Annotated in this window: 22 protein-coding genes and 1 pseudogene; 18 read left to right on the top strand and 5 right to left on the bottom strand. The window is 62.2% G+C overall.

From position 1 onward, the window contains the following. Nucleotides 1-3 precede the first annotated feature (3 nt). The 9 genes from E1956_RS34965 to E1956_RS34925 all read left to right on the top strand — a co-directional run bounded on the left by E1956_RS34965 (nt 4) and on the right by E1956_RS34925 (nt 8,967). The gene (locus tag E1956_RS34965) at nt 4-780 is read left to right on the top strand and encodes an SDR family NAD(P)-dependent oxidoreductase (protein WP_134757781.1); all 777 of its coding nucleotides are present in this window, start codon (nt 4-6) and stop codon (nt 778-780) included. Nucleotides 781-854: 74 nt separating this feature from the next. Then, a complete protein-coding gene (locus E1956_RS34960; protein ID WP_167760207.1) occupies nt 855-2,447 on the top strand; it encodes a class I adenylate-forming enzyme family protein in 1,593 nt (530 codons plus the stop codon). 55 nt (nt 2,448-2,502) lie between these two features. Further along, nucleotides 2,503-2,886, top strand: a complete 384-nt coding sequence (locus tag E1956_RS34955) for a BON domain-containing protein (protein ID WP_134757779.1) — start codon at nt 2,503-2,505, stop codon at nt 2,884-2,886. Between the two features lie 202 nt (nt 2,887-3,088). Beyond that, nucleotides 3,089-4,213 (top strand): porin, encoded by a 1,125-nt coding sequence (locus tag E1956_RS34950; protein WP_134757777.1) that lies wholly within the window; start codon nt 3,089-3,091, stop codon nt 4,211-4,213. Between the two features lie 340 nt (nt 4,214-4,553). Next, nucleotides 4,554-6,872, top strand: coding sequence for a sigma 54-interacting transcriptional regulator (locus E1956_RS34945; protein ID WP_134757775.1), 2,319 nt, complete (start codon nt 4,554-4,556; stop codon nt 6,870-6,872). 241 nt (nt 6,873-7,113) lie between these two features. Next, nucleotides 7,114-7,416, top strand: coding sequence for a hypothetical protein (locus E1956_RS34940; protein WP_134757773.1), 303 nt, complete (start codon nt 7,114-7,116; stop codon nt 7,414-7,416). 112 nt (nt 7,417-7,528) lie between these two features. Beyond that, nucleotides 7,529-7,996: a cupin domain-containing protein gene (locus E1956_RS34935; protein WP_134757771.1), complete on the top strand. Its 468-nt coding sequence runs from the start codon at nt 7,529-7,531 to the stop codon at nt 7,994-7,996. Between the two features lie 153 nt (nt 7,997-8,149). Then, nucleotides 8,150-8,365 carry a DUF3820 family protein gene (locus E1956_RS34930; RefSeq protein ID WP_028217322.1) on the top strand — a complete coding sequence of 72 codons (216 nt, stop codon included), beginning with the start codon at nt 8,150-8,152 and terminating at the stop codon, nt 8,363-8,365. Between the two features lie 335 nt (nt 8,366-8,700). Next, the gene (locus E1956_RS34925) at nt 8,701-8,967 is read left to right on the top strand and encodes a hypothetical protein (RefSeq protein ID WP_134757769.1); all 267 of its coding nucleotides are present in this window, start codon (nt 8,701-8,703) and stop codon (nt 8,965-8,967) included. Between the two features lie 72 nt (nt 8,968-9,039). Here the strand turns inward: E1956_RS34925 and E1956_RS34920 are convergent, their stop codons facing one another. Further along, a complete protein-coding gene (locus E1956_RS34920; RefSeq protein ID WP_134757767.1) occupies nt 9,040-9,684 on the bottom strand; it encodes an ankyrin repeat domain-containing protein in 645 nt (214 codons plus the stop codon). 192 nt (nt 9,685-9,876) lie between these two features. On the opposite strand from E1956_RS34920, the gene E1956_RS34915 reads away from it, so the two are divergent. Continuing rightward, nucleotides 9,877-11,679: a B12-binding domain-containing radical SAM protein gene (locus E1956_RS34915; protein ID WP_197732946.1), complete on the top strand. Its 1,803-nt coding sequence runs from the start codon at nt 9,877-9,879 to the stop codon at nt 11,677-11,679. A gap of 393 nt (nt 11,680-12,072) precedes the next feature. On the opposite strand, the gene E1956_RS34910 is transcribed toward E1956_RS34915, so the two are convergent. Next, entirely contained in the window at nt 12,073-12,981 is a 909-nt protein-coding gene (locus E1956_RS34910; RefSeq protein ID WP_134757765.1) for a LysR family transcriptional regulator, read from the bottom strand. A 127-nt stretch (nt 12,982-13,108) separates the two neighbouring features. Between E1956_RS34910 and E1956_RS34905 the strand changes: the two are divergent. The 5 genes and pseudogenes from E1956_RS34905 to E1956_RS34885 form a co-directional block, all read left to right on the top strand. Further along, nucleotides 13,109-13,261, top strand: a pseudogene (locus E1956_RS34905) (hypothetical protein); the annotation flags it as partial. Nucleotides 13,262-13,369: 108 nt separating this feature from the next. Next, the gene (locus E1956_RS34900; protein WP_134757763.1) at nt 13,370-13,672 is read left to right on the top strand and encodes a hypothetical protein; all 303 of its coding nucleotides are present in this window, start codon (nt 13,370-13,372) and stop codon (nt 13,670-13,672) included. A gap of 512 nt (nt 13,673-14,184) precedes the next feature. Next, on the top strand, nt 14,185-15,168 hold the full coding sequence (locus E1956_RS34895) for a DUF1852 domain-containing protein (protein WP_134757761.1): 984 nt from the start codon (nt 14,185-14,187) through the stop codon (nt 15,166-15,168). Between the two features lie 27 nt (nt 15,169-15,195). Beyond that, nucleotides 15,196-16,230 carry a methionine synthase gene (locus E1956_RS34890; RefSeq protein WP_134757759.1) on the top strand — a complete coding sequence of 345 codons (1,035 nt, stop codon included), beginning with the start codon at nt 15,196-15,198 and terminating at the stop codon, nt 16,228-16,230. A gap of 252 nt (nt 16,231-16,482) precedes the next feature. Then, nucleotides 16,483-16,992 carry a flavin reductase family protein gene (locus tag E1956_RS34885; protein ID WP_134757757.1) on the top strand — a complete coding sequence of 170 codons (510 nt, stop codon included), beginning with the start codon at nt 16,483-16,485 and terminating at the stop codon, nt 16,990-16,992. Nucleotides 16,993-17,421: 429 nt separating this feature from the next. Here E1956_RS34885 and E1956_RS34875 read toward each other — a convergent pair whose 3' ends face one another. Continuing rightward, entirely contained in the window at nt 17,422-17,979 is a 558-nt protein-coding gene (locus E1956_RS34875) for a DapH/DapD/GlmU-related protein (RefSeq protein WP_134757755.1), read from the bottom strand. A gap of 274 nt (nt 17,980-18,253) precedes the next feature. On the opposite strand from E1956_RS34875, the gene E1956_RS34870 reads away from it, so the two are divergent. Continuing rightward, nucleotides 18,254-21,193: an FAD-binding and (Fe-S)-binding domain-containing protein gene (locus E1956_RS34870; protein WP_134757753.1), complete on the top strand. Its 2,940-nt coding sequence runs from the start codon at nt 18,254-18,256 to the stop codon at nt 21,191-21,193. A gap of 10 nt (nt 21,194-21,203) precedes the next feature. Beyond that, the gene (locus E1956_RS34865) at nt 21,204-22,082 is read left to right on the top strand and encodes a LysR substrate-binding domain-containing protein (protein ID WP_134757751.1); all 879 of its coding nucleotides are present in this window, start codon (nt 21,204-21,206) and stop codon (nt 22,080-22,082) included. A gap of 8 nt (nt 22,083-22,090) precedes the next feature. On the opposite strand, the gene E1956_RS34860 is transcribed toward E1956_RS34865, so the two are convergent. Beyond that, nucleotides 22,091-22,966: a VOC family protein gene (locus E1956_RS34860; RefSeq protein WP_134757749.1), complete on the bottom strand. Its 876-nt coding sequence runs from the start codon at nt 22,964-22,966 to the stop codon at nt 22,091-22,093. Between the two features lie 190 nt (nt 22,967-23,156). Here E1956_RS34860 and E1956_RS34855 point away from each other — a divergent pair, with 190 nt between their 5' ends. After that, nucleotides 23,157-23,993, top strand: a complete 837-nt coding sequence (locus E1956_RS34855; protein ID WP_134757747.1) for a c-type cytochrome — start codon at nt 23,157-23,159, stop codon at nt 23,991-23,993. A 4-nt stretch (nt 23,994-23,997) separates the two neighbouring features. Here E1956_RS34855 and E1956_RS34850 read toward each other — a convergent pair whose 3' ends face one another. Beyond that, nucleotides 23,998-24,990, bottom strand: coding sequence for a LysR family transcriptional regulator (locus E1956_RS34850; RefSeq protein ID WP_134757745.1), 993 nt, complete (start codon nt 24,988-24,990; stop codon nt 23,998-24,000). Nucleotides 24,991-25,028 lie beyond the last annotated feature (38 nt).

Genomic DNA, 25,028 nt, shown 5'->3' with positions numbered 1-25,028 from the left:
ATCATGCGTATTGAAGGAAAAGTCATCGTCATTACCGGCGGCGCGTCGGGCCTCGGCCTCGCCACAGCGCGCTATCTGGTACAGGAGAAAGGCGCGCGCGTCGCTATCTTCGATCTGAACGCCGAGGCCGGCGCCAAGGCGGTCGAGGACGTCGGCGCCGAACACGCGATGTTCGTGCAAACCGACGTCGCCAACGAGGAATCGGTGCAGAGCGCACTAGCCGCTGTGACTGAGCGCTTCGGCACGGTTCACGTCTGCATCAATTGCGCGGCGCTGCCCACGCCGTGCAAGGTGCTGGGCAAGGAAGGCAAGGCCACGCCGCTCGCGAAATTCGCCCAGGTGACGGCGGTCAACGTCAATGGCGTGTTCAACGTCATGTCGAAATGCGCCGAGCAGATGGTCAAGAACGAGCCGGAGGCCGGCGAAGAGCGTGGCGTGATCATCAACATCTCGTCGGGTGCCGCTTACGAGGCGCAGATCGGTCAAGTCGCCTATGCGGCCTCCAAGGCGGCGCTGCTCGGCATGAACATGCCGGCGGCGCGCGAGCTTGGTGACGTCGGCATCCGTGTCAACGCCATTGCGCCTGGCCTGTTCATGACGCCGATGGTGCGGACGCTCGACGAAAAGATTGTCGCCGCGTTGACGACGCAAATCGAAGCCCCCCGGCGCCTCGGCGACATGCGCGAGTTCGCGCACTGCTGCGCGTTCATCATCGAAAACGCCTACCTCAACGCGCACACGATCCGCCTCGACGCCGCGTCACGCCTGCGCGCGCGTTAAGCGCGCCGCACCGGCGACAGGGCTGTCCTTCCGCTCAAAAAGCGGGAGGGCGAAAGAACAAAGGAGACACATCCATGAAGATGAACTTTTGCCGCATCATGCGCCTGATGACGCTGCGCTTCGGCGACCGGCAAGCGATCGTCAATGTGGAGCGCGGCCGCGGTTACAGCTACCGCGAATACCACCTGCTGACCAACCGCATCGCCGACGCGCTGCGCAATGCGCTCGGGGTCGGCAACGGCGACAAGTTCCTGCTCATCCTCGAAAACGACAACCTGAGCCTGATGATGCTGCCGACCGTCCTCAAGCAGGCAGGCACGGTAGTCATGACCAACCTGCGCGACGCGCCGCAAGAGCACGCGCGTCAGATCGAACTGGTCAAGCCGAAGGTCGTATTCATTGAAACGCGCCTGCTCGATGACTACTACGCCATGTTGCGCGCGGCCGGCTGCGAGATCGTCGTCATGGACGATCCGACGCCGGAACAGGCCGTGCGCCCCGGCGTGCGCGCGTTCTGGAGCCTCGTCGACACGGCCTCCGAGCTCGACGCCAACGTCGAGCTGGACGACGACGAGCACATCTTCATGTTGCGCTTCACCGGCGGCACGACGGGCCAGGGCAAATGCGCGATGTACTCGATCGGCAATCTGATGGCTTGCCGCGACGGCGGCTTCAGCAACCCGGATTTCGGCTTCAACGACCGCACGCGCATGTTGCACGTGGCGCCGCTCTCGCATGGCACGATGGTCGCCTTCGTGCCGACTTTCTATGCCGGCGGCGCCAACCTGACGCTCAATCAGCTCGATCTCGAGCAATGGCGGGAAACGGCCGAGCAGCAGCGCGTGACGCATTCGTTCCTGGTGCCGACCGTGCTGTACCGCCTGCTCGAATTGCAGCACGCCAGCCCACGCGATCTCTCTTCGCTGAACACCCTGATCTACGGCGCCGCGCCGATGAGTCCCGCGAAGCTCGAAGAGCTGATTGCGTGCTTCGGTCCCATCTTCGCGCAGGTCTACGCCGCGACTGAGGTCCCGATGTTCGTGTCGACGCTCGACAAGGCCGAGCACGAGACCGGACAGAAGACCGCGGGCGGCATCGCACGTCTATCCTCGGCGGGCCGGCCGACGCCGGGCGTCGAGGTTTACGTGACCGATGAGCATGGCAACCCGCTGCCAACCGGCCAACCCGGCGAAATCCACATCCGCAGCCGGGCCGTCATCAAGGGCTATTACAACAATTCGGAAACGACGGCCGCCGAGTTCGCCGACGGGGCCTGGAAGTCGGGCGACCTCGGCTATATCGACGAGGACGGCTACCTGTACATCGTCGACCGTTTGAAGGACATGATCATCAGCGGCGGCTTCAACGTCTATGCGATCGAAGTCGAGGCGGCGCTGGCCTCGCACCCGGCCGTCATGATGGCCGCCGTGGTCGGCGTTCCCCATTCCGAGTGGGGCGAGGCTGTGCATGCGGAAGTGCTGCTGCGTCCCGGCGCCTCGGTCGAGGCCGCCGAGCTGATCGCGCATGCCAGGGAAAAGCTCGGCGGCTACAAGGCGCCGAAGTCGTTGGTGTTCGTCGAGCAATTGCCGACCTCGGTGGTCGGCAAAGTCCTGCGGCGCACGGTCAAGGAAAAGTACTGGCAAAACATGCAGCGCAAGGTCAGCTAGACCGCTTTCGGCTCCCCCCTTCTGATTCCTTCCTTCATCACAACAGGAGTATTCGATGAACCGTATTCAGGCACGCGCGTTGGCGATTGCCACATTGATTCTGGCCGCGTCCAGCAACGCCTGGTCGCAGCCGGGCCAGACGGCCAGTGCGCCTGCCGGTGTGCCGGCTGCATCCGCCGCGCAAAGCGCTGCGGCCCCCATCAACGCAAGGCAAGCCGATCGCGCGCTGCGCCGGCAGGTGTATGCCGCCATCGGCAAGCGCAAGAAGATCAGCGCAGGCGATATCAGCGTTGTCGCAAGAGGCGGCGCGGTGACGCTGAACGGCACGGTCACGGACGCTTCGCAGATCAATGAGGTTGCTGAGATCGCGAAGAGTGTTCCGGGGGTGACTTCCGTGACCAACAAGCTGACCGTGCAAAAGCCGTTTGGCGGTGCGTAAAGCGCTCGCTCATCGGGAGAAATAAGCGCGCGGAGACAATAGAAGAACGGCTTTGATTCATGTAGCACACCGAATCAGTAGCGAGGCACGACCAGGAAGCCTTCGACGAGCGCAGTTGGCATTGAAGCGAAGCATCCGACGTGTTCAGTACATACGGCGGTCGCAACAGGCCGCTTAAACGCAAAAAGAAACCGGAGACGCAATGAAATTGAAATGGATAGCTGCGGCCGCTCTAGCGGCAACAGGGAGCGCAGTACACGCGCAGTCGTCAGTGACGCTGTATGGGGTCGTCGATGCCGGGATGTTGTATCAAAGCACGTCGGCAGCCACGTTGAGCCCGACGGCGCCGAACCTCGGCAAGGTCTATCGCTACAAGGATGGCGGCATCTACGCGAGCTACTGGGGACTCAGGGGAACCGAGGACATCGGCGGCGGTTATCACGTCAATTTCAGACTGCAAGGCGAGTTCGACAGCGGCACCGGCCAGTTCAACCTGGGCGATACGCCGGGCGTGGCCGCACAGTTCAACCAGATCGCAACGGTAGGTGTGTCGGGACCGTTCGGCACGGTCAACTTCGGTCGCCAGATCGTGCCGATTGCCTATGCAATGGCCGAGACCGACGTCCAGGCAGCACACTATTTCGGCAGCATCCTGACTGCGTGGCTGGGCATGAACCAGGCTGCCGGCTGGCAGGGCGCGAGCACCAACGGGCCTATCGGCGCGTTGTACGACAGCAATGCGATTGTCTACGAATCGCCCAAGTTCGCTGGGCTGTCCGCGGCACTCGAGTATGCCCCCGGCGGTGTGCCGGGCAGCTTCCAGGGAGGCACGCGCGAGTCCGCCGTACTGAAATACTCGAACTACGGCCTGCGTTTTGCGGCGGGATACTACCTTGGCCACGATACGAATCCCGGCCCGACGACGGTGCCCACCGGACTGGCCAATAACCGCTTTCTCTACGTGGGCGCGCTATACACGTACCACGCCTTCTCGGTTTCCGCGTCGTATGCAAACGGCAGGAATCCGAATAATTTTGACCAGGTCAACCTCGACCTGTATTCGGCTGGCCTCGGCTACCAGTTCTCGCCTGCCTTCAAGGTCACCAGTGGCGTGTACTACCTGAAGGACCGCAACAACTCGGCCAACAAGTCGATCGAAGTTGCAGCCGGCGCGGAGTACAGCCTGTCGAAAGCGACGCTCGTCTACGGCCAGGTGGGGCACGTGAACAACCGGGGAACGATGAACCAGCCCATCACGTATGGCCAGCCCGTGGCGCCGGGCATGGCCACGACAGCGGTCATGCTGGGCATCCGTCACGCGTTCTAGCGACCTCCGCATCGCCTTATCGGTTTCGGCGTGATCCTCGGTGCAACCGATGCTCCCTCCGCTTTCGCGGCGGGAGCATCGCCTGAACCCGCAATGGTGCGTATCCCTGGTTGAAGCGAAACTCGAGAATGAGGCGCGGCGTCGGGACTACAATGAGACCCGGCTTCCCATGGCGCTCACGGATTTTCGCTGGTGCCCAAAGAGGCTTGACCACTACGACCGCTGCAAAACCCTACTCCGGGGGCGCCGCGAGGCACGGGACCGATGCGCCGTCACCCATCGCAGTCGCCGGGACGATCACAGTGAAAATGCCACGCGTTTATCGGGAGCTCACGAGGCAATGAGTACCATTCCCTTCGTTCGCCTTTCAGGAGCAAAAGCGGATCGCGACGCGTTCATTGGCGAGGCGCCGGCGTTTCGTCAACTGGTCAGAATGATCGATCGCGTCGCGCCCACCGATCACGCGTTGCTCATCGTCGGGCCAACCGGATCGGGCAAGGAACTGGTCGCGCGCCGCGTGCACACGCGCAGCCTGCGCCACGATCAACCGTTCGTCGATGTGAATTGCGGCGCGATTCCCGAGCATCTCGTCGAAGCGGAGCTGTTCGGGCACGTCAAAGGCGCCTTCACCGGCGCTGGCGAGAGTCGTCCGGGGCTCTTGCTGCAGGTCGGCAAAGGCACGCTGCTGCTCGACGAGATCGGCGAGTTGCCGCTCGCACTGCAGCCCAAGCTGCTGCGCGCACTCGAAACGCGGACGTTCCGCCCGGTGGGCGGCTCGTCGAGCCTGCGTTTCGAGGGGCGCGTGGTCGCCTCGACGCACCGCGATCTGCGCGAGCTGGCGCATCAGGGGCTATTCCGCGAGGACCTGTTTTACCGGCTCGCGGTGTTCGTGCTGGCCGTGCCCGGGCTCGACCAGCGCGTCGAGGACATTCCTGCGCTCGTCGCGCATTTCGCCTCGCAACAAGGCCGAGGCATCGAGTTTTCGCCGGCCGCCCTCCGGCGGCTCGGACGGCATAGCTGGCCGGGCCATATCCGGCAATTGCGCAACCTGGTCAGCCAGTTGAGCGTGCTGGCCGAAAAGCCGCTGATCGAAGAAGACACGCTAGAGCCGTTTCTCCTCAGCGAAACGGCCGGATCGGTTTCGCGCGCAGCGCTCGCGGACATGCTGCTGCAACTCGAGGGACGCGACAAGCTCGCCGCCGCCGAAGACCTCCTCATCGATCGCGCGCTGGAACGCACCGCAGGGAACAAGAGTGCCGCCGCCAGCTTGCTCGGCGTCGGGCGCAAGACGGTCGAACGCCGCCTGAAGTCGCGCGAGGAACACCATCGCGAAGCGCACAAGAGTCTGGAACACGCGAGCGCGCTGATCGAAGCCTCGCGCTTCGCCGAGGCCATTCCGCATTTGCGGCGCTGCCTCGACGTGCTGCAGACAAGCCGCGACGAAGCCGCCGCGCGACGCGCCCAGTTCGACGCCTACCGGCTGCTCGGCATAAGCCTGCGCAGCGTGCACGGCTGGCTGTACGCGGAAGCGACAGCCTGTTACGCCGCGGCGCTCGAGATCGGCGAAGGGATCTGCGAGCCTGGCGAAATCTCGGCGATCCAGTTCGGCGTCTGGACCACCCAGTTGACGACCCTCCAGCTCAAGCAGGCGCGCGCGAGCGCACAGGAGATGCTGCAGCGCGCCCAGCACAGCGGCGATCGCGTGTCACGCGACGAAGCGCACGTCGCGATGACCAACACGCTCTACTGGCTTGGCGACAGCGAAGAAGCGCTCGCTTGCCTCGCGCGAGGCAATCTGCTCGGCGTGACGCGGGACGATGTGCGCACGGGCTCACAGGGCATCGACCTGGCGAGCCTCGCGTTGACATTCGAGGGGCTGGCCGCCTACCAGATCGGCGAGTTCGGGCAAGCCCGGCGCGCGATGGAAATGCTGATCCTGCGCGCGAGCGAGCCCGGTACGCACGCGTTGGCGCACGCCGTCAATCTGCAGGGCGCCGCGTGGCTGGCGTGCCTTTTCGACGATCAGGCGCGGCGCGGGCCGCTCGCCAGCGAACTCGAATCGGTGTCGATCGCCAACGGCTTCCCGTTCTATCGCGGCATGGGCCAGATCTTGCGCGGCTGCCATCTCAGCGAGCTGGGCCTGAACGCAGAAGCCGAAGCCGTGATGCTCGACGGTTACGACAACCACATGGTCTGCAACGGCGGCGCGCTGTTCTATTCCTTCAAAATGTGGCAGCACGGCGAGCTGCTGCTGCGATCCGGCCGCGCGGAACAATGCGCAGCGATGCTGGCCACCGCGGTTGACGACACGCTCGCGCGCCAGGAACGCGCCCATCTTGGCGAACTGCTGGTCACGCGCGCGCGGGCGCAGTGGGCGCTCGGCGATCTGACGTCCGCCGAGCAGGGATTGCGCACCGCCCTTTCGACGGCGCTCGCGTTCGGTTCGGTGCCCGCGCGCGTGGATGCCGCGCGCTACCTCGCGGACCTCTTGCGCTCCACCGGCCGCCAAACCGAAGCGATCGACACGCTCGCTCGCGGGTTGCGGGAGCAATCGGCCGATTCGACCCGCCGCATTGCCGACGCGATAGCGTTGCTAGCTCAATTGCGCCACGAAGCGTCTATCGGACCGAACGTCCAGGGACTCGCCCCAGCCCGTTGAGGCACACCGGGCAATCAGGCCGAAGTGGTCGAAATCGTCCACTCTGCGCCATTTCCGCGGTCGGAATCGTCCAGCGCCGCCCTCTCACGCGCCGCCTTATCCCGCTGCCACGTGGCCGTGGAAGGCTGGCACGCCCCTTGCTGGATACCTTGCCGACACGGTTGCACCGAAATACGACGGGGTTGCGATCCAATACGCAATTCGTATGCACGGTGCAGTTATTGAAACGTAAGGCAAAATAATGATAACCACAATTGAACAAGAAACATTTCCGCCCCCGAAGCGCGCCAATCAAAATGCGAAGCGTGCAATAACACGGCAACGCGCTCAAACCGGGGCGCAGGAAGAAAGCCCCTATACGGCGAAGAGTCTCGATGGCGCCATTACACACCTCGAGATCGCCGTTGCCGTCGATGACAACATCGCCGTGTTCGGTCGACGCTATTGGCTCGATCGCGTAGAGCGAATGGCGTCCACTCCGCAAATCGTGCCTGCCCAGGCCCGACGACTTCGGTATTTGCTGGATCAACTCAAGAACGCTTGAGCGCGGGTTTCCCCCACTTCTGGGTGCGGATCGCAGTGGGACAATCGAACCGTAACGCAGGTTTGAAGCGTCGTAACAATGTAGGGGTCCCAAGCAACCGAAGGGGAAAGATATGCATCGCTTATCCGCCCTTGCCTCCGTCTCGATCGCATTTGCTTGCGGCTACCTTGCGGCCCGCATGGGGCTGCCGCCGGCCTACGCGCAGACCCCGACAGCCGCGCTGGCGCCGCAGATCATCAACCTGGCGGCCATGACGAATGAAGAAATCGGGCCGCAGGTCCCCAACATGGGCACACTGCGTACGAAAATACTGGTGGCAACGCCATACGGGACGGTTGCGGTGCAGTCGGGCAACGTTCCCAGGCACTACCATACCAGCGCCAACGAGATCCAGTACATCATTGCGGGCCGCGGCACATTCTGGCTGGGCAGCGAACAGCGCGAGGTCGGCCCAGGTGACCTGATCGTCGTCCCGGAGGGCGTCGCGCACGCAGGCTCGATCGCAACCAGCGGCGAATTCAAGGCGCTGACGATCAAGTTGCCGCCGCAGGCCGCCGGGGATACGCATATGCTGCCCTGAACAAGCGGGCGACCAGCCACGGGCTTATTCCGGCGACGCCCGGACAGGAGCGCGTGCGCAACGGGCTGAATGCCCGGTCCAACGGCACACATTGGCCGGCCGGGCGCAGTGTGGCAGAGCGCGCGGGTGTGCAAAGCCCTGCATAATATGCCGATGCAAGCTCAAGACCTTGAACGCCTTGTCAGCGTCACCATGCCCTTCGGCAAATACAAAGGCCGACTCATCGCCGACCTGCCCGGCAATTACCTCAACTGGTTTGCGCGCGAGGGGTTTCCGCGGGGCGAACTCGGCCGCCTGCTCGCGCTGATGCACGAGATGGACCATAACGGCCTGAAGGGCTTGCTCGAACCGCTGCGCGAACGCGGGTAACGCCCGTCACGCGCCGTCGGCACGGCGCCCGATGCGCGAGGTGCCATAATGCCCACGCGCGTCCTGCAACGATGCGACCCCACATTGACCTTACAAGGACGTTCCATCCCCACTTTGTGCCCGGCCGCGAGCCGTGAATCGAAAGCGGTTATGCTTGAATGCAGAGTGCCGAATCCCATTTACCTGTCGTGAACCCGCGTATCCCTCCCCCCTTGCCGCCTCCATGGCCGTTCCCGCCGAGCCGCGATGTCGCCGGCCGCAGGTTCGGCGATCTCGTCGCGCTTCAGTACTGCGGCGCCGAGGTGTGGCTCTGGAGGTGCAAATGCGGCGGCTATGTGAGCGCCAGGCTGGATGCGGTCGAGCGCGGCCAGACGCGCGATTGCGGCTGCCTCGAGCAGCGTCGGGTATGGCGCTCGCGACCGGGCTCGACTGCGCTGCGCGGCGGCGAGGTGTTCGGCCAGTTGACGACGGAGCGGTACGCCGGCAACGGCTTGTGGGTTTGCCGATGCGAATGCGGCGCAGAGGCGACCGTCAGTGCCGGGCGCCTGCGACTGGGCCAGGCGCGTTCGTGCGGCCGCTGCTTTGGCGCTTCGAACGACTGAGCGGCACAGCCCGTCCGGCTCGGTCATGGCGTGAGCGGCCCGCTTCCGGCCCCGCCCGTCGCCATTTCTCACTCACGCACGGCCGCCTGACTTGCGCCGCTGTAGCGCAACCATCTGTTCGATGATCTCCTTCGGCAGCTTGCGTTCCCGAGCGATCGCCACACTGTCGCGACCTGTTGCATCGGGAATCGACGGATCTGCTCCGGCGTCGATCAACAGGGCCAGCGTGGCGAGCCGCTTGAGCCTCGCTGCGTAAAAAATCGGCGTCTCGCCATGGGCCTTGAGATTCAGCTCGGGTCCGGATTTCAACAGTGCTCGGCATACGCGCTCGTCGTCACGCCATACGGCCGCCCAAAGCGAATAGCTGGCGTTGGCGCCACGCTTCAGAAGGCACTCGATAAGGGGAAAATTCTCGCCACGGGCAACCGCATACCATAGCGGCGTGGCGCGAAAATCGCCTTCGTCCTCATCCATCGGCACGGCCTGTTCGAGATCCGCACCGGCGTCGAGCAAGACTTTGACGGTCTTGATGCCATTCGGCTCGACCAGTTGAGGGCTGCTGCCAGGCTTCACCGAGCACGCCCAATGCAGGGCCGTTTTTCCATTTGGGTCGCTTGCCGCGACGAGTTCCGGCGCCGCATCCAATAATGCGGCGACAGTTGCCGAGTCCCAGATACGGACTGCGGAGAATAACGCTGTTCTGGAAGGCTTGCCCATTCTCGCTCCTGCACTCGACCGATCCCGCGCTGATGCAATCAGGTGCCAACTGATTTGTCAACACAGCACGGGGCCAGGCGGGTAGGATGCGGGTTGTTGTACTGCTTGCCAGTTCACGATCCCTCTCCAGTTTTCTGAAGACGGACGACCTTTACGGTTTTGTGACTTCCAGACAGGGCTACAGAGCACACCATGGACACAATGGACACGATGTACTCGATTCCTGGCAGCTCCCGATTCTCTCTCGTCCTCATCAAACCAACCCATTACGACGACGACGGCTATCCGATCCAGTGGCTCCGCTCGGTCATGCCTTCCAATACGCTCGCATGTATGTATGCGCTCGCTGAAGACGCGCGAAAGCGAAAGCTGCTGGGCCCTGGCGTCCAGTTCGAGATCGACACATGCGACGAAACCAACCAGCGGGTGTGGCCGGAGCGCATCATTCGTGACCTGAAGGCCAAGGGCGGGAGAGCGATGATTGGTCTGGTCGGCGTCCAGTCGAACCAGTACCCGCGCGCACTCGACCTCGCCCGCCAGTTCCGCGCCGCAGGCTTGCCGGTTGCGATCGGTGGCTTCCACGTTTCTGGCTGCATCTCCATGCTGCCCGAGCTGCCCGCCGAGCTTAAGGAAGCGCAAGCAATGGGGGTGGCGCTCTTCGCTGGGGAGGCCGAGGAACGGCGTTTCGATGAAGTCCTTCTCGACGCGTGGAATGGTGCAATGAAGCCCCTGTATAACTTCATGGACGCGTTGCCCTCGCTCGAAGGCGCTCCCCAGCCCTTCTTGCCGCGCAAGCATATCGAACGCACGGCAGGTACCTATACCTCGGTCGACCTCGGCCGTGGTTGCCCGTATCAGTGCTCGTTTTGTACCATCATCAATGTGCAGGGGCACAAGAGTCGCTTTCGCACTCCTGACGATCTCGAGAAAATCATCCGCGAGAACGCCACGCAGGGCATCGACCGGTTCTTCGTCACGGACGACAATTTCGCCCGCAACCACGACTGGGAGATCCTTCTTGACCGCGTCATCGAGCTTCGGGAAAAGCACAACATTCACTGCGGCTTCACGATTCAGGTCGACACGCTCTGTCACAAGATTCCAGGCTTCATTGAGAAGGCCACGCGCGCCGGTGTGCGCCGCGTGTTCATCGGGCTCGAGAATATCAATCCCGAGAATCTGATCGCGGCGAAGAAGCGCCAGAACAAGATCACCGAATACCGCGCCATGCTGCAGATGTGGCGCGCTCACGGCGCGATTACCTACGCGGGCTATATCATCGGATTCCCGGCGGACACGAAAGAATCGATCCTGCGCGACATCGAGATCATCAAGCGTGAATTGCCCATCGACATTCTCGAGTTCTTCATGCTCACCCCGCTTCCGGGCTCCGAGGACCATCAGACGATGGTAAGGAACGCTGAATGGATGGACCCGGACATCAACAAATACGACACCAACCATCGCGTCACGCACCACCCGAAAATGTCGGACGCTGAATGGGAAGAAGCGTATCGGTGCGCCTGGAGCGCGTTCTACTCGTACGAGCACATCCGCACGATCGTCAAGCGGGCAGCGCAGATCCCGAACGGCCGACCGAAGACGATCATGCGCACGATCGCCTGGTTCAGACTGATGATCGAGCACGAGGGTGTGCATCCGCTCGAAGGGGGCGCCCTGCGGATGAAACACCGCCGTGACCGCCGTTGGGGGCTACCGGTCGAATCGCCGCTTCGCTTCTATCCGCGCTACTGGGGTGAGACCGCGCTCAAGATGACGAGATACCTGCGCTTCTACCTCAGGACAGAGGCGACGCTCAGGAAAGTCATGAAGGCACCGGATCGTTACGCTTACTCGGATCTCGCCATCACGCCGCTGCAGGAAGCGGAGTTCGAGCAGCTTGGACTCTTTCACGCCACGAGCGGCGGCGAGGCAGCGCTGGCTGTCCATCACCGGCGTATTGCCATCCGGTCGGCGGGCCCGTCTGCAGCGTGAATATGGCTTAAGGACGCTCGGCGTCGCGCGGGATCTCAACCATGCAAGGCGACTTCCGATGCAGTCGGGACATCCAACTGGCGAGATTTCGCATTGCCGATGATGACTGATCCCCGCCCTCAGTAGCCTGATCCGCGTTGAGAATGATTGGCTTTGTCGCCATCGTGGGCGGGGCCTACATGCCATCGCGAAGGCCTGGATGATGAGTGCGTCCCCACAGGGGCGACTCGCGAACACGTCGCCCGAATCACCGGATCATGCACTGGCCGAGGCTCGCGCGCAGGACGCTGACTGGCAACGCTGTGCTTTTGAACGCGCGCGTCGTTTTTCGAGGCCAATCAGCTCAGGCATTGATTCGCACAGGCGGCGATCCAGCGACTCAACCGCATCTGCTCAACGCCGTGGGCGTGCCGCCTGCCAGTTTGATTGCCGCGCGGAGTCGACGAACGAAGCCAGATAGTCGATCGCACCATCAGCCTCGCGCGTGCCGAGAAAAATCTGCTTGGCGATGCCTTCCTTGCCGAGCTTCACGCTGACGAGCGGCATGCGGTCGGCGTATTCCTCGGCCAGCCACTTCGGCAGCGCAGCCACTCCGCGGTTGCTGGCGACCATCTGCATCATGATGTCGGTCGTTTCGATGGTCTTGTGTTGGCGCGGCACCACGTTCGCCGGGCGTAGAAACTGGTTGTAGATATCGAGCCGGTCGGTGTCCACCGGATACGTAATGAGCGTTTCCTCGACAAGCTGCTCCGGCTTCACGTAACGCACTTTGGCAAGCCGGTGCGCTTCGGCGACCACCAGCACCTGCTCGTAGTCGAACACCGGCTCGAAGCGCAGGCCCGGACGATTGAGGGGATCGGGCGTGACCAGCACGTCGATATCGTAGCCAATCAGCGCGCCAATGCCGCCGAACTGGAAGCGCTGCTTCACGTCGACATCGACGTCCGGCCAACGCGTGAGATACGGCGACACGACCTTGAGCAGCCATTGATAACACGGCGCACACTCCATGCCGATGCGCAGCGTGCCGCGCTCGCCCGCCGCGTATTGCTTCATGCGCTCTTCGGCCAGCTCGAACTGGGGCAAAAGGCGCTCCGCGAGGGATAGCAGATACTGGCCCGCCTGAGTGAGACGCAGGCTGCGGCCCTCGCGATCCCATATCGGCGTGCCGAGTTGCTGCTCGATCTTCTTGACCGTGTGACTGAGCGCTGACTGCGTCAGAAAAAGCGACGCCGCGGCCGCGGTGAGCGAGCCCTGGCGGGCGACTTCACGCACGATGACTAAATGAACGCGTTCGAGCATGACGCAGGGTTCCCCGTAATTCGATGAGAAAATCTAATGAACAGATGAAATAATGCCATTTTTCTTCATCGAAGAATAGCTCTATGATCGCTTCCGCTCTGGATGGATTTCAGCAATGCACATAGGGATGGCAGCGGATAGGGTCACCACGCACAACCTCGGCTTGCCGCGCATCGGCGCTAAACGCGAACTGAAGTTCGGTCTTGAGCGCTACTGGAAAGGCGAGTCGTCGCGCGATGAACTCAAGGCGCTGGGCGCCGAAGACCACGCTGGTGTATGGCTGACCATCGTTAACATCGGCCGGGCTGTTTTCATGCGTATGTGCTCGTAAAGACAGCCCACGTGCCTCAACGGTGTATTTGCAATGGCTTCTCCAAAGAGCAGTGAAATGACGACAGGCGACAGGGACGAACTCGACCGGCTCATGAGTGTGCTCGAGTCGGATGACGAAGAATGCTGGCCGCTTTACGAAGAGGTCGGGCGCATCGTCGTCTCACACCTCCTCGCGCGTGACCCGAAGACGATGTCTGGCATCGTCGATGCGTGGGCCGCAAGTTTGCGGACACATGGCGAGCTTGCGGATACATGGCCCGATTCGCCGCAATACGGCCAGGTCCAGTCCGCGGCGGCAGATGCGGACGCGGCGCTCTTCTCGCTCATCCGCGAAGCGGTGCTTCCACGGGCGCAGTAACGAACGAAGCATTACGCTGCTGTAACGCGCGGGCAGATGTACGACTACCTCGACTGACACCGATACCGGACCGTCATCGGACGATGTTGCGCAAGCGGTGCTGGCCATGCATCGATCGCTGCTCAGCGATTTTGTGAGTCGAGTGTGGGTGACTTCAAACGGACTTCGGCGCCAGTTCTGACGCAACGCCCAGCATTTCAGCGGCGAGCGCGGACGTGCGCAAGCCCAGTGGCACGCTCCGACCGGAAACGACATACCCGCGCTTAAGCAGATTTCGCCCGTTGGTTTGCCGCGCTAGCGCAGCAGCGCCGGCTATGTGAGACAGGCGCTCCCGCACCATGAAACATTCTAATGGTTCCATGAAATCAATTCACTTTTTTTCATCGATGGATCCGCATAAAATTCGTTGCAAATATCGACACTATGAAGACTGCTGAGTAGCAAATCAGAAAAATTGTGAAAAGCAGGAAATAGGTGCAGATTCATCTCTGAAATTAGGGCGGTAGATCAAAATGAGTAAAAATTTTTCATTTGCTATCAAAAGCATTTGTTTCGATGAAGACTATCACCCTTCAGATAATACGCGCATAACAACCAATTTTGCTAACCTGGCGAGAGGAACGAGCCGCCAGGAGAACTTGCGCAACACCTTCAGGATGATCGACAATCGTTTCAATGCCCTGGCGCATTGGGATAACCCTAAAGGCGATCGTTATACCGTCAAGCATGAAATCATTTCCGTTGAAATGAATGTTGATGGTGAAAGCAGTGCCAATGCTCTGCCTTTGATTGAAATATTGAAAACGAATATTGTTGATCGAAAAACGGGTGAACGCATTGAGGGTATTGTCGGAAATAATTTCTCCTCGTACGTGCGGGATTATGACTTCAGTGTTCTATTGCTGGAGCACAACAAGAATCAGCCCGGGTTCAGCACGCCAGATGATTTTGGATCTTTGCATGGGAAGCTGTTCAAGTGTTTTGTGAATTCAAGCGCTTACCGATCTAACTTCAAAAAGCAGCCTGTTATCTGTCTGAGTGTCTCGAGTAGCAAGACCTATCATCGGACGGCGAATCAGCATCCTGTATTGGGCGTTGAATACCTGCAAGACGAATATTCTCTAACTGACGAATATTTCAAAAAAATGGGTTTGAAGGTTCGCTATTTCATGCCCCCGAATAGTGTCGCCCCTTTGGCTTTTTATTTTGCTGGCGATTTGATCGCTGATTACAGCAATCTTGAGCTTATCGGCACGATCAGCACGATGGATACATTCCAGAAGATCTACCGGCCAGAGATTTACAATGCGAATTCTGCGGCAGGGGAATCTTATCAACCCAGTTTGAAGCACCAGGATTTTTCGTTAACTCGAATTGTTTATGATCGAGAGGAACGTAGCCGCCTGGCTATTGAGCAGGGAAAATTTGCTGAAGAGCACTTTATCAAACCCTACCACGCTGTTCTTGAGCAGTGGTCGGCTAACTACGCTCTCTGATTTATCAAAAACGCAAGGTCATATACTGTGAAAAAATTGTTGCCCACGTCAACTGCTGGTAGCTTGCCTAAACCCTCCTGGCTTGCACAACCCGAGACACTTTGGTCCCCCTGGAGGTTGCAAGATGAGGAGTTGGTCGAGGGCAAACAGGATGCTTTGCGTTTGTCGCTGCAACAACAACAACACGCGGGTATCGACATCGTCAGTGATGGCGAACAAACGCGCCAGCATTTTGTGACCACGTTTATCGAGCACCTGGACGGCGTCGATTTCGAGACCCGCAAGACCGTCAGAATTCGTGATCGCTACGATGCAAGCGTACCGACGGTGGTGGGTGCCGTTGCTCGCCAAAAGCCGGTCTTTGTCGAAGACGCCAAGTTCTTGCGTCAGCAAACGAAGCAACCCATCAAATGGGCGCTGCCCGGCCCGATGACGATGATCGATACGCTCTATGACGATCACTATAAAAGCCGCGAAAAACTGGCCTGGGAATTCGCCAAAATCCTGAATCAGGAAGCCAGGGAGCTGGAAGCTGCCGGGGTCGACATTATTCAGTTCGATGAACCCGCATTCAATGTATTCTTTGATGAGGTGAATGAGTGGGGCGTTGCCACGCTGGAACGGGCCATCGAAGGGCTTAAGTGCGAAACGGCTGTCCATATTTGCTATGGCTATGGCATCAAGGCCAATACGGACTGGAAGAAGACGCTGGGGTCGGAGTGGCGGCAGTATGAAGAGGCTTTCCCCAAGCTGCAAAAGTCCAGTATTGGCATGGTCTCGCTGGAATGCCACAACTCTCACGTTCCGATGGATCTCATCGAGCTCATTCGCGGCAAGAAAGTGATGGTGGGCGCCATTGATGTGGCCAGCAACACCATTGAAACGCCCGAGGAAGTCGCCAATACCCTGCGAAAAGCACTCCAGTTTGTCGATGCCGACAAGCTCTATCCTTGCACCAACTGCGGCATGGCTCCGTTGTCTCGTGCAATAGCGAAAGGCAAGCTGGAAGCCTTGAGTGCGGGCGCGGAAATCGTCCGCGGAGAGCTCTCGAACTCACGCTGAGCCAGAGACGGAGGTGGTGCTCGGGCGGATTGAAGGCGGTGTGGATTTCAGGGATTTTCCTGGACAAACTCCGCGAATCCAACGGCATACGCCGCCCAGGTTGCCCGGGCATCAAGATGAAGCAAAGACCTGTTTTCGACTCTGATCAAGCCGGCAAACGCAAGCAGGCTGGGCTGAGGTCAGCCAGAATGACCTGACTACTTCCGGCCTTCCTTAACACTTTCGAGCTGCACCCAGTATCCAGTACCGACTATGTCACTTTCCAGTAATGCTATCGAGCCATTGAGCTTTCGTGAAGCGCTCGGGCACTACGCATCCGGTATTACGGTGATCACATCACACGTTGATGGCGAACCGGTTGGCTTCACTTGCCAGTCGTTTTATAGCGTGTCGATGAGCCCGCCGCTGGTGTCATTCAGCGTAATGTCCAGTTCGGGCAGTTACCCCAAGATTCGCCGGGCAGGTCGTTTCGCAGTCAATATCCTGTCGGACGAGCAAGTCCGGATTTCCAACCAGTTCGCTCGGCGAGGCACGGACAAGTGGCACGGCGTCGAATGGCAGGAATCGCCGCTGGGCAATCCGGTCATTGCCGGCAGCCTTCACTGGCTTGATTGCGAAATTTACGCCGAACACGCGGCAGGTGATCACCTGATCGTGATTGGTGAAGTGAAAGCGTTAAACCTGCAAGAAGCTGCTGCTACGCAGCCATTGCTGTATTTCAAAGGACAATATTGCAACATCGCCGCGCATTGCGCGGTTTGAGCGTTGACCTCCGCTGTGCGCCCGCGCAACGGTCCTTCTTCTATGCGGCCCCGCGTGCTGCTGGCTATTATCGCAGTCGTTGCTCTGCACTATCACCAGGAGGCTGCGGCAACGACGCCCCTCTGATTGACACGGTATCGAGCTGTCTTGACTTCATTGAAACGGGCGCTGAACGAAGGACGCTTCGTCTGCGTGCTTGAGGTCGTGCCTCAACAGTCCCCTTCGCGCCTGGCCGCGCTTGAGCAAATCGTGCGACGCGGACACCTGGCAGGCTGGCCGTTACTGCCAGCCTTCGCTGATCGTGTCGGCCTGCACTCGGACTTGAGCCCCCTGGAAGGCGCCGGAGCATTGGGAAATCCGGCCTCATCCTTGCTGCACTTTTCCGGCAAGGATCGCGACCGACAACACACGCACCACTTAGGCATCCTCTCAATCTACAATCGAACGAATGACCCTCGCGGGATTTCCCGCCACAAGCGTATTCGCCGGAACGTCCCTGGTGACGACGGACCCGGCCGCGACAACCGAGTTCGCGCCTACCGTTACACCGCCGATAATGATCGCGCCCGCTGCGATCCAGACGTTTTTCCCGATCACGATGGGCTTGGCGATTACGCCATTGCGCCGCTGGGAAGGCGCAATGGGATGCCCGGACGTGATGAGGCTCACGTTCGGGCCGATCATCACGTCGTCGGCAATGTCGATCCCGCCAAGGTCATAGAACGTGCAATTCTGATTGATGAAGACATTGCGCCCAACCCGGATATCGACGCCGCCAGTGGTGTAAAACGGCGGGATCAATGAAAAGCTGTCGTCCACCTTCTTGCCGATGAGATCGCTGAACACGGTCCGGACCTCTTCCGCATCGTTGAATGTCAACCGGTTGAGCGTGGCGGTGATCGTCATCGCCCGGCTGACATTTGCCTGCATGGCCGCCGATTCCGGCGTTTTCCTGGCAATGATCGTGGTGCGCGCCTCATTTGACATGCTTTATTTCCCTCCAGTTGCTATCCGGTGTTCCCGCTGGTTGAAGGCTAACTAATGGCTGCTATAGCCAGTCGGTCGGCCTGATTGTCGACGAACCAGCCCTGTCTGTCGATTGACCGACGCCGGCCAGCCCCCTGGCGCGCATCGCCCAACCAGCCCGCAATTGTTCGGTTTCTTGCAGTCCTCAAGTCCGCCCGGCGGTAACTTCTTCGACTTGCACACCCAATGCATGAGTGTGCCGCCATTGGCAAATCGATCAGACCCCAGGCTCGACATGAAAAAGCTGTTCTCCGTGGACCCCACCCGAATTGGCCGCCCCGAAGGCGCGGCCACCAGCGACGCCGTACCCGAAGCGCTGCTCAACGGGACGCCCGCCGCGTTGAAAACCGCGCTGGAAAACCTGCTGGGACCCGGGCGCGTGCTGCACCGGGTGGTCGATCTCGTGCGCTATGCGTCGGACGCGAGCCCGTACCGGCTCATCCCTCAGGTAATCGTCGAAGCGCACGACGCCGGAGACATCGCGAAGCTGCTCAAATTCTGCGGCGAGACGGGGCGCCACGCCACCTTCCGTGCGGGCGGCACGAGCCTGAACGGGCAGGCGCAGTCCGATGAGATCCTGATCGACGTGCGCAAGCACTTCGCCGGCATCGTCTCGATCGACAAGGGCGGCATGAGGCTCAAGGCGCGCGCGGGCACCCTGCTCGCGCATGCGAATGTGCATCTCTCGTGCTTCGGCCGCAAGCTGGGCCCCGATCCCGCCAGCGCCAACGTCTGCACGCTGGGTGGCGTCGTGAGCAACAATTCGGGCGGCATGCGCTGCCGCGTGAGCCAGGACGCCTATCACACAGTGAGCGCGATGCGCTTCGTGCTGCCCTCCGGCACGCAAATCGACACGGCCAGCGCCGACGCGGAACGCCAATTCGCCCAGTGCGAGCCCGAGCTCGCCGCCGGACTGATGCAGTTGAAAGCGGAAATCACGGCCGATCAGGCGTTCGTCGAACGCATCCGCAAAAAGTATTCGATTCGGAATACTCATGGACTCAGGCTCGACGCCTTTCTTGACGGCGACACGCCGCTCGAAATCTTCAGACGCCTGCTGATCGGATCGGAAGGCACGCTGGGATTCATCGCCGACGTCACGTTCGAAACGGTTCCCAGCACGCCCATCACGAGTGTCGCGTGGCTCGCGTTTCCTTCGATCGACGCCGCCATCGAGCAAGTCCCGGCGCTCGTGGCGCTGGGCGCGCAGGCCGTGGAGTTGATGGTCGCGCCCGCCTTGCGCGCGGCCGCCGAGGCGTTTCCCGGCACGCCCGAGTACTGGCGCACGCTCGCCCCCGAAGCGGCCGCCCTGCTGGTGGAGCTGGGCACGCAGGACGCCGCCACGCTCGAGCGCATGGAAGCGCAAGTCGTGGAACTGTGCGCGACGGCCAGCGTCATCACGCCGCCGTCATTCACGAGCCGCGAGGAAGCGATCGAACTCGCGTGGTTCGTGCGCGAAGGACTCCTGGGCCTCGTGGGCAAGCAACGGCCCCCAGGCTCGATGCTGATCGTCGAGGACGTCTGCTTTCCGCCCAGCCAGCTCGCGAGCGCCGCGCGCGATTTGCAGGCGCTGCTGCGCAAGCATGGCTTCATCCCGGGCGTGGCGGGTCACGCCGCGCACGGCAATCTGCATTTCACCTTGACCGCGCGGCTCGATGAAGAAGCCGGTCGCGCGCAGTACGCGCAGTTCATGGACGAACTCGTCGATCTCGTCGTCAACCGTTACGACGGGTCGCTCAAGGCCGAGCACGGCACCGGCTTGAACATGGCGCCCTTCCTCGAGCAGGAATGGGGCGAGCGCGCGACCCGGCTGATGTGGCGAGTCAAGCAACTGGCCGACCCGCGCGGCGTGCTCGCGCCGAACGTGATCCTCACCCGCGACAAGCAGATTCATCTCAAGGGACTCAAGACCCAGCCCGGCATCGAGAGCACGGCCAATGCGAGCCTGTGCATCGAGTGCGGTTTCTGCGAGTCGGTGTGCCCGAGCCGCAATGTCACGATGACGCCGCGCCAGCGCATCGTCGTGAGGCGCGAGATGGCCCGCCAGCCGGAAGGCTCGGCCCTGCTCCGGCAGCTTCAGGAGCAGTACCAGTACGACGCCATTCAGACCTGTGCCGGCGACGGCACCTGCGCGCTGCCCTGCCCCATCGAGATCAATACGGGCGAGCTGATGCGCGAGTTCCGTCACGCCTCGCAAACGGCGGCATCGGAAAGCGCGGCGCTTTTTGTCGCGCAGCGCTGGGAGGGTGTCGAACGCGCGAGCAAGCTCGCGCTGCGCGGCGCGCGCTACATGGGCAAGGCGCTGGGCTGGAACGCAGTGCGCGGCGTGGCCGGCACGGCCCGCCTGATCGCCAGCAGCGACGTGGTGCCCACCGTGCCCGGGCCCATGCCCAAGCCCGCGCGTGCGCTACCGGAAACCCGCCGCGAGCAGGCCGACGCCGTCTACTTCACGGCGTGCGTGAACCGCATGTTCGGCCGCGACCCCGACGCGTCCGACGACGCGCTGTCGATCCAGGAAGCGCTCATCGCCGTATCGAAGCGCGCGGGCAAGCACCTGTGGATCCCCGAAGACATTGCCGGCACCTGCTGTGCCTCGCCGTTCGGCTCGAAGGGGTTCGCATCGGCGCGGCAAGTCATGGTCGAAACGGTGTTCGAGCGTCTCTGGAAGTGGAGCGACGCCGGGCACCTGCCGATCGTGGTCGACGCCGCGTCGTGCACGCACGGCCTGCTCAGCGGCCTGCACGAAGTGCTGTCGCCCGACATGCGGGCGCAATACGAACAGCTTGCGATCATCGATTCCATCGAATGGTGCGCGGGTCTTTTGCCTGAACTAGAAGTCCACGCACCGCTCGGGAAGATCGTCATCCACCCGACCTGCGCGATGTCGCATCTGAAGCTCACCAGGACGCTCAGGCGCGTGGCGGGCCACATGGCGCGCGAAGTCGACATCCCCGTTGGCGCGACCTGTTGCGGCACGGCCGGCGACCGCGGGCTGCTGCATCCGGAACTGGTCGTCTCGGCCACGCGCGACCAGAAGGCGTATCTTGATGGGGTTCAGGCCGACGCCTACGTCTGCGCGAACCGGACCTGCGAGATGGGATTGCGGCACGCCATCGGCCGGCCGTACGAGTCGTTCGTTTTCAGTCTTGAAGCGGCCACCCGAGAACCGGGTTGAGGAGATCGCCATGAGCACGGGATATCAACCTTCCGCTCGCCTGCTCGACCTCGATGCCGTGCAGGCCTTCGTGCTCGTCGCCGATCTCAGCAGCTTCACGCGCGCCGCCGAGGTGCAGGACACGACGCAATCGGCCATCAGCCTGAAAATCAAGCGGCTCGAGGAGCGGCTCGGCAAGCGCCTGCTGGAGCGCACGCCCCGGCACATTCAGCTGCTGCCCGAAGGCGTGGCCTTTCTCTCGGCCGCGCGCGAGCTGCTGAGCGCCCACGACCGCGCGCTGGCCATCGACGTGCGCGAGCAGCGCAGCCTGCGTCTTGGCATCATCGATCACACCGCCGCCGACGAGCTGATTCCGCTGCTCGCGCGCGTCTCGAGCCACGACCCCACGTTGCGCGTCGAGGTCAAGATCGGCGCGTCGAGCCAGATGCTCGAGGCCTACGACGCGGGCGAACTCGACGCCGCCTTCGCCCGGCGCGACCCGGCGCGGCGCGACGCCCAGCGCCTCTTCATCGAGCATTGCGGCTGGTTTGCCGCGCCCCAGTGGCAGCACAATCCCAATGAACCGCTGCGCATCGCTTCGCTTTCTGCACCATGCGGAGTCCGAACCAATGCGCTGAAGGCGCTCGACGAAGCCGGCATCAAATGGACCGAGGTCTTCGTGGGCGGCGGCATCGGCACCGTTGGTGCCGCGGTCATGGCGGGACTCGCGGTCGCGCCGATGACGCGGCGCGGGCGTCCGCCGCGCGCGGTGGACGTGGGCAACCGCTTCGGACTGCCGCCGCTCGCGCCAATCGAGATCGCCGTTTATACGCGCGTGCGAGACCCCGCCACGCAGGAAGCGATCCGCATCTTCGGCGCCGCGCTGCGCAACGCGAACGCCGCGCCCTGACGCCCACGCTAGAACACGCCGCTGCGCGTGTCGCCGCCGCTGCGGTAGTCGCGGTTGCTTTGGTCGGGATTCCGGTTCACCAACGGCCGCGCATAGAGCGGATGGCGCAGGCTGCGCACCTCGTGTTCGAGCGTGAAGCAGTGCGCTCCGCTCACGGGATCGACGAGGTTTGCAAAGCGATATTGATGGGCTTCCTCGCCATACGTGAGCCCGCGCTGAGCCAGCCGCGCATAGGGTCCGGAAAAATTGGCGACGTAGATCTGGATATGGTGGCCGTCGTAGTCGGGAATCGCCGCGCGCGTTTCCGCGAAGACCAGTTGCTGATGCGTTCCGATGGCGATTACCGCCTGCTGCAAGCCATCGCCCTCGCGAACGTCGGCTGGCACACCGAACACCTCACGGTAAAAGGCGGCAATCGATCCCGCGCAGCCGGCCGGGACATCGAGATGCACATAAGCGATGCCGAGATCGAGGCCCGACCACGGTGCTGTCCCTCGCGAACCATCGGCATCGAGGCAGTCGTAGCGGTTCCCCCATGGACACGTCACCTCTACCCTGTCGGCACGTTCCACCCATCCGAATGCGGTCCCATCGAGCAGCGGCTGAACTGCGCACAGCCGTTCTAGCAGCGGCTCGCGCTCTCCCACGACCAGCCCGACGTGTCCACGCAGGCGCTGCGCATTGCCTTGCGGAAGGTGAATCTGTGAGCGGCCCACATTGATCCACATATTGGTCACGCCGGTCATCAAATAGGGATCGCGCGTGAGTCCCAGCCCACTGACGTAGAACGCCGTCGCAAGACGCTGATCCGGTATCGTGAGGTTGACGTGCTCGAGCAGCACGAGGTTGCCCGTGTCCTCAAGAGCGTACTCGGAACGTTCCATTATTTGGCCTTCGGGGGATGTCGCGCGTTGCGTCACACACACGCAACGAAAACGCGTGGCATGGCTATTATGATGCTGCCTTGGGCCACACGTATTAGCGTCGCGAGAATATTAGCAAATGTCCCGCCTTACCGGCCGGTCGGGCCACGCTACCGCCGGACGACGCCTAGCCGCTTTCCATGGAGGACACATGTCGATACGCATCTTGCTGGTGGCACTGCTGCTGACGATAGGCCTGGCCGGACGTTGTGCGGCCGCGCAGCCCACGATGGAACTCACGATTGCCGGCAAGACCCAGTCGTTTAGCCAAAGCGCATTGCTGGGGCGTGCCGATGCTACCGAGATTCACGTCCCGCGCGATGTCGCCTACGGCACGGCGACGACCTACCGCGCCGTGCCGCTGGCCGACCTGCTCGACGGCGCGACGATACCCGCGGACAACGTCCTCGAAGCGCGCGCGACCGACGGCTTCGCCGCTCAACTGCCGATGGACCTCGTGCGCAACCGCGATCCCGCAACGGCCGTGGCATGGCTCGCCGTGGAGGATCCGGCGCAGCCATGGCCGGCGCTGCCGGGCAAGAAGGTCAGCGCGGGACCGTTCTACCTGGTCTGGATCGGCAAGCAAGCGGCATCGGTGCGCAGCGAGCAGTGGCCTTACCAGATCGCGCGGCTCGCCACGCAGCCGTCGCCTTCCGCGCGCTGGCCGGCGCTCGCCGTCGATGCGTCGCTGCCGGCAACCGACCCCATCCGCGCGGGCCAAAGCCTGTTCATCACCCAGTGTCTCGCCTGCCACCGGCTCAACCACGCGGGCAGCGCGAATACCGGCCCCGATCTCAACGTGCCGATGAATCCCGTCGAATACTTCCAGCCCGCCGCATTGCGCCGCTACATCCGCAATCCGGCATCGGTGCGAGACTGGCCCGGCCGGACCATGCCCGCCTTCCCGCCCGACCAGCTCAGCGATCGCGAGATCACGTTGATCATCGATTATCTGGCGTACATGGCGCACCGCAAGACCGGGCTGTGAGTGCTCAGCCGCCATTGCGCGATCTGGCGCGCTTCGCGGCAACGCCCGCCTGAACCTTGCCATCGCCCGCGGTGCGGCTCTTCACATGATCGATGAACGCCCGCAGCTTCGGCATGATCTGCCGGCGGCCCGGATAGCAGAGAAACACGCCGGGCATCATCGGCGCGTACGCCTGAAGCACGGGCATCAGCTTGCCCGCTTTCAGCGCGCTCGCAGCCAGCGGCTCAGGGAGCTGCGCAAGGCCCAGGCCTTCTACTGCCGCGCCAAGCATGGTGGGAAAGTCACTGGCGATGAGCGGACCGGATACGGCGATCTCGATCTCGATCGCGTTGCCGTCGCTGTCCTTATCCTTATCGTTGAACGACCATAGCGCGAGCGCGCCGTTGGAGCGCCGCCAGCGCAGGCAGGCGTGCTCGCGCAAATCGTCCGGATGCGTGGGCCTCCCGCGCTCCGCCAGATAGGCAGGACTCCCAACCACGACGAGATGAAACGGCGGTGTCATCGGCACCGCCACCATGTCGGCTTCCACGAACTGGCCCAACCGGATGCCGGCATCGAACCCTTCCGCCGCGAGATCGACCAGCTCCTTACTGGCGGCGATCTCCACCTCGACCTCGGGATAAGCCTTGCAAAACGACGCGATCAGCGGCTCCAGCAGGATCGGCACGATCGCGCGCGGCACCGAGAGGCGCAACAACCCAGCGGGCCGCTGACCAAGTCCGCGCGCCACCTCGCTGGCGGCAACGAGCTCCTCGAAAGCGGGCTTCGCGCGAGAAAAAAACCGCTCGCCGGCTTCGGTCAGGCCGACGCTGCGCGTGGTGCGTGTGAAGAGCGCCGCGCCAATGCGCTCTTCGAGCACCCGCACGGCCTGGCTGATGGCCGACGGCGTCACCCCGAGCTCCGCCGCGGCCTTGCGAAAGCTGCGATGCCTCGCAACGCTCAGGAATGCCTCCACGCCATCGAGTGCGCCCTGCCTGACTGTGAAGTTCTGCTTCATAGCCCGTCAACATTGTGATGAATAGTCGCTCACGCAGA

The organism is Paraburkholderia pallida, assembly GCF_004524855.1.
Classification (GTDB): Bacteria; Pseudomonadota; Gammaproteobacteria; order Burkholderiales; family Burkholderiaceae; genus Paraburkholderia; species Paraburkholderia oxyphila.
Note: the sequence above shows the minus strand (reverse complement) of the source record. Positions and strands in the feature narration are given on the sequence as shown.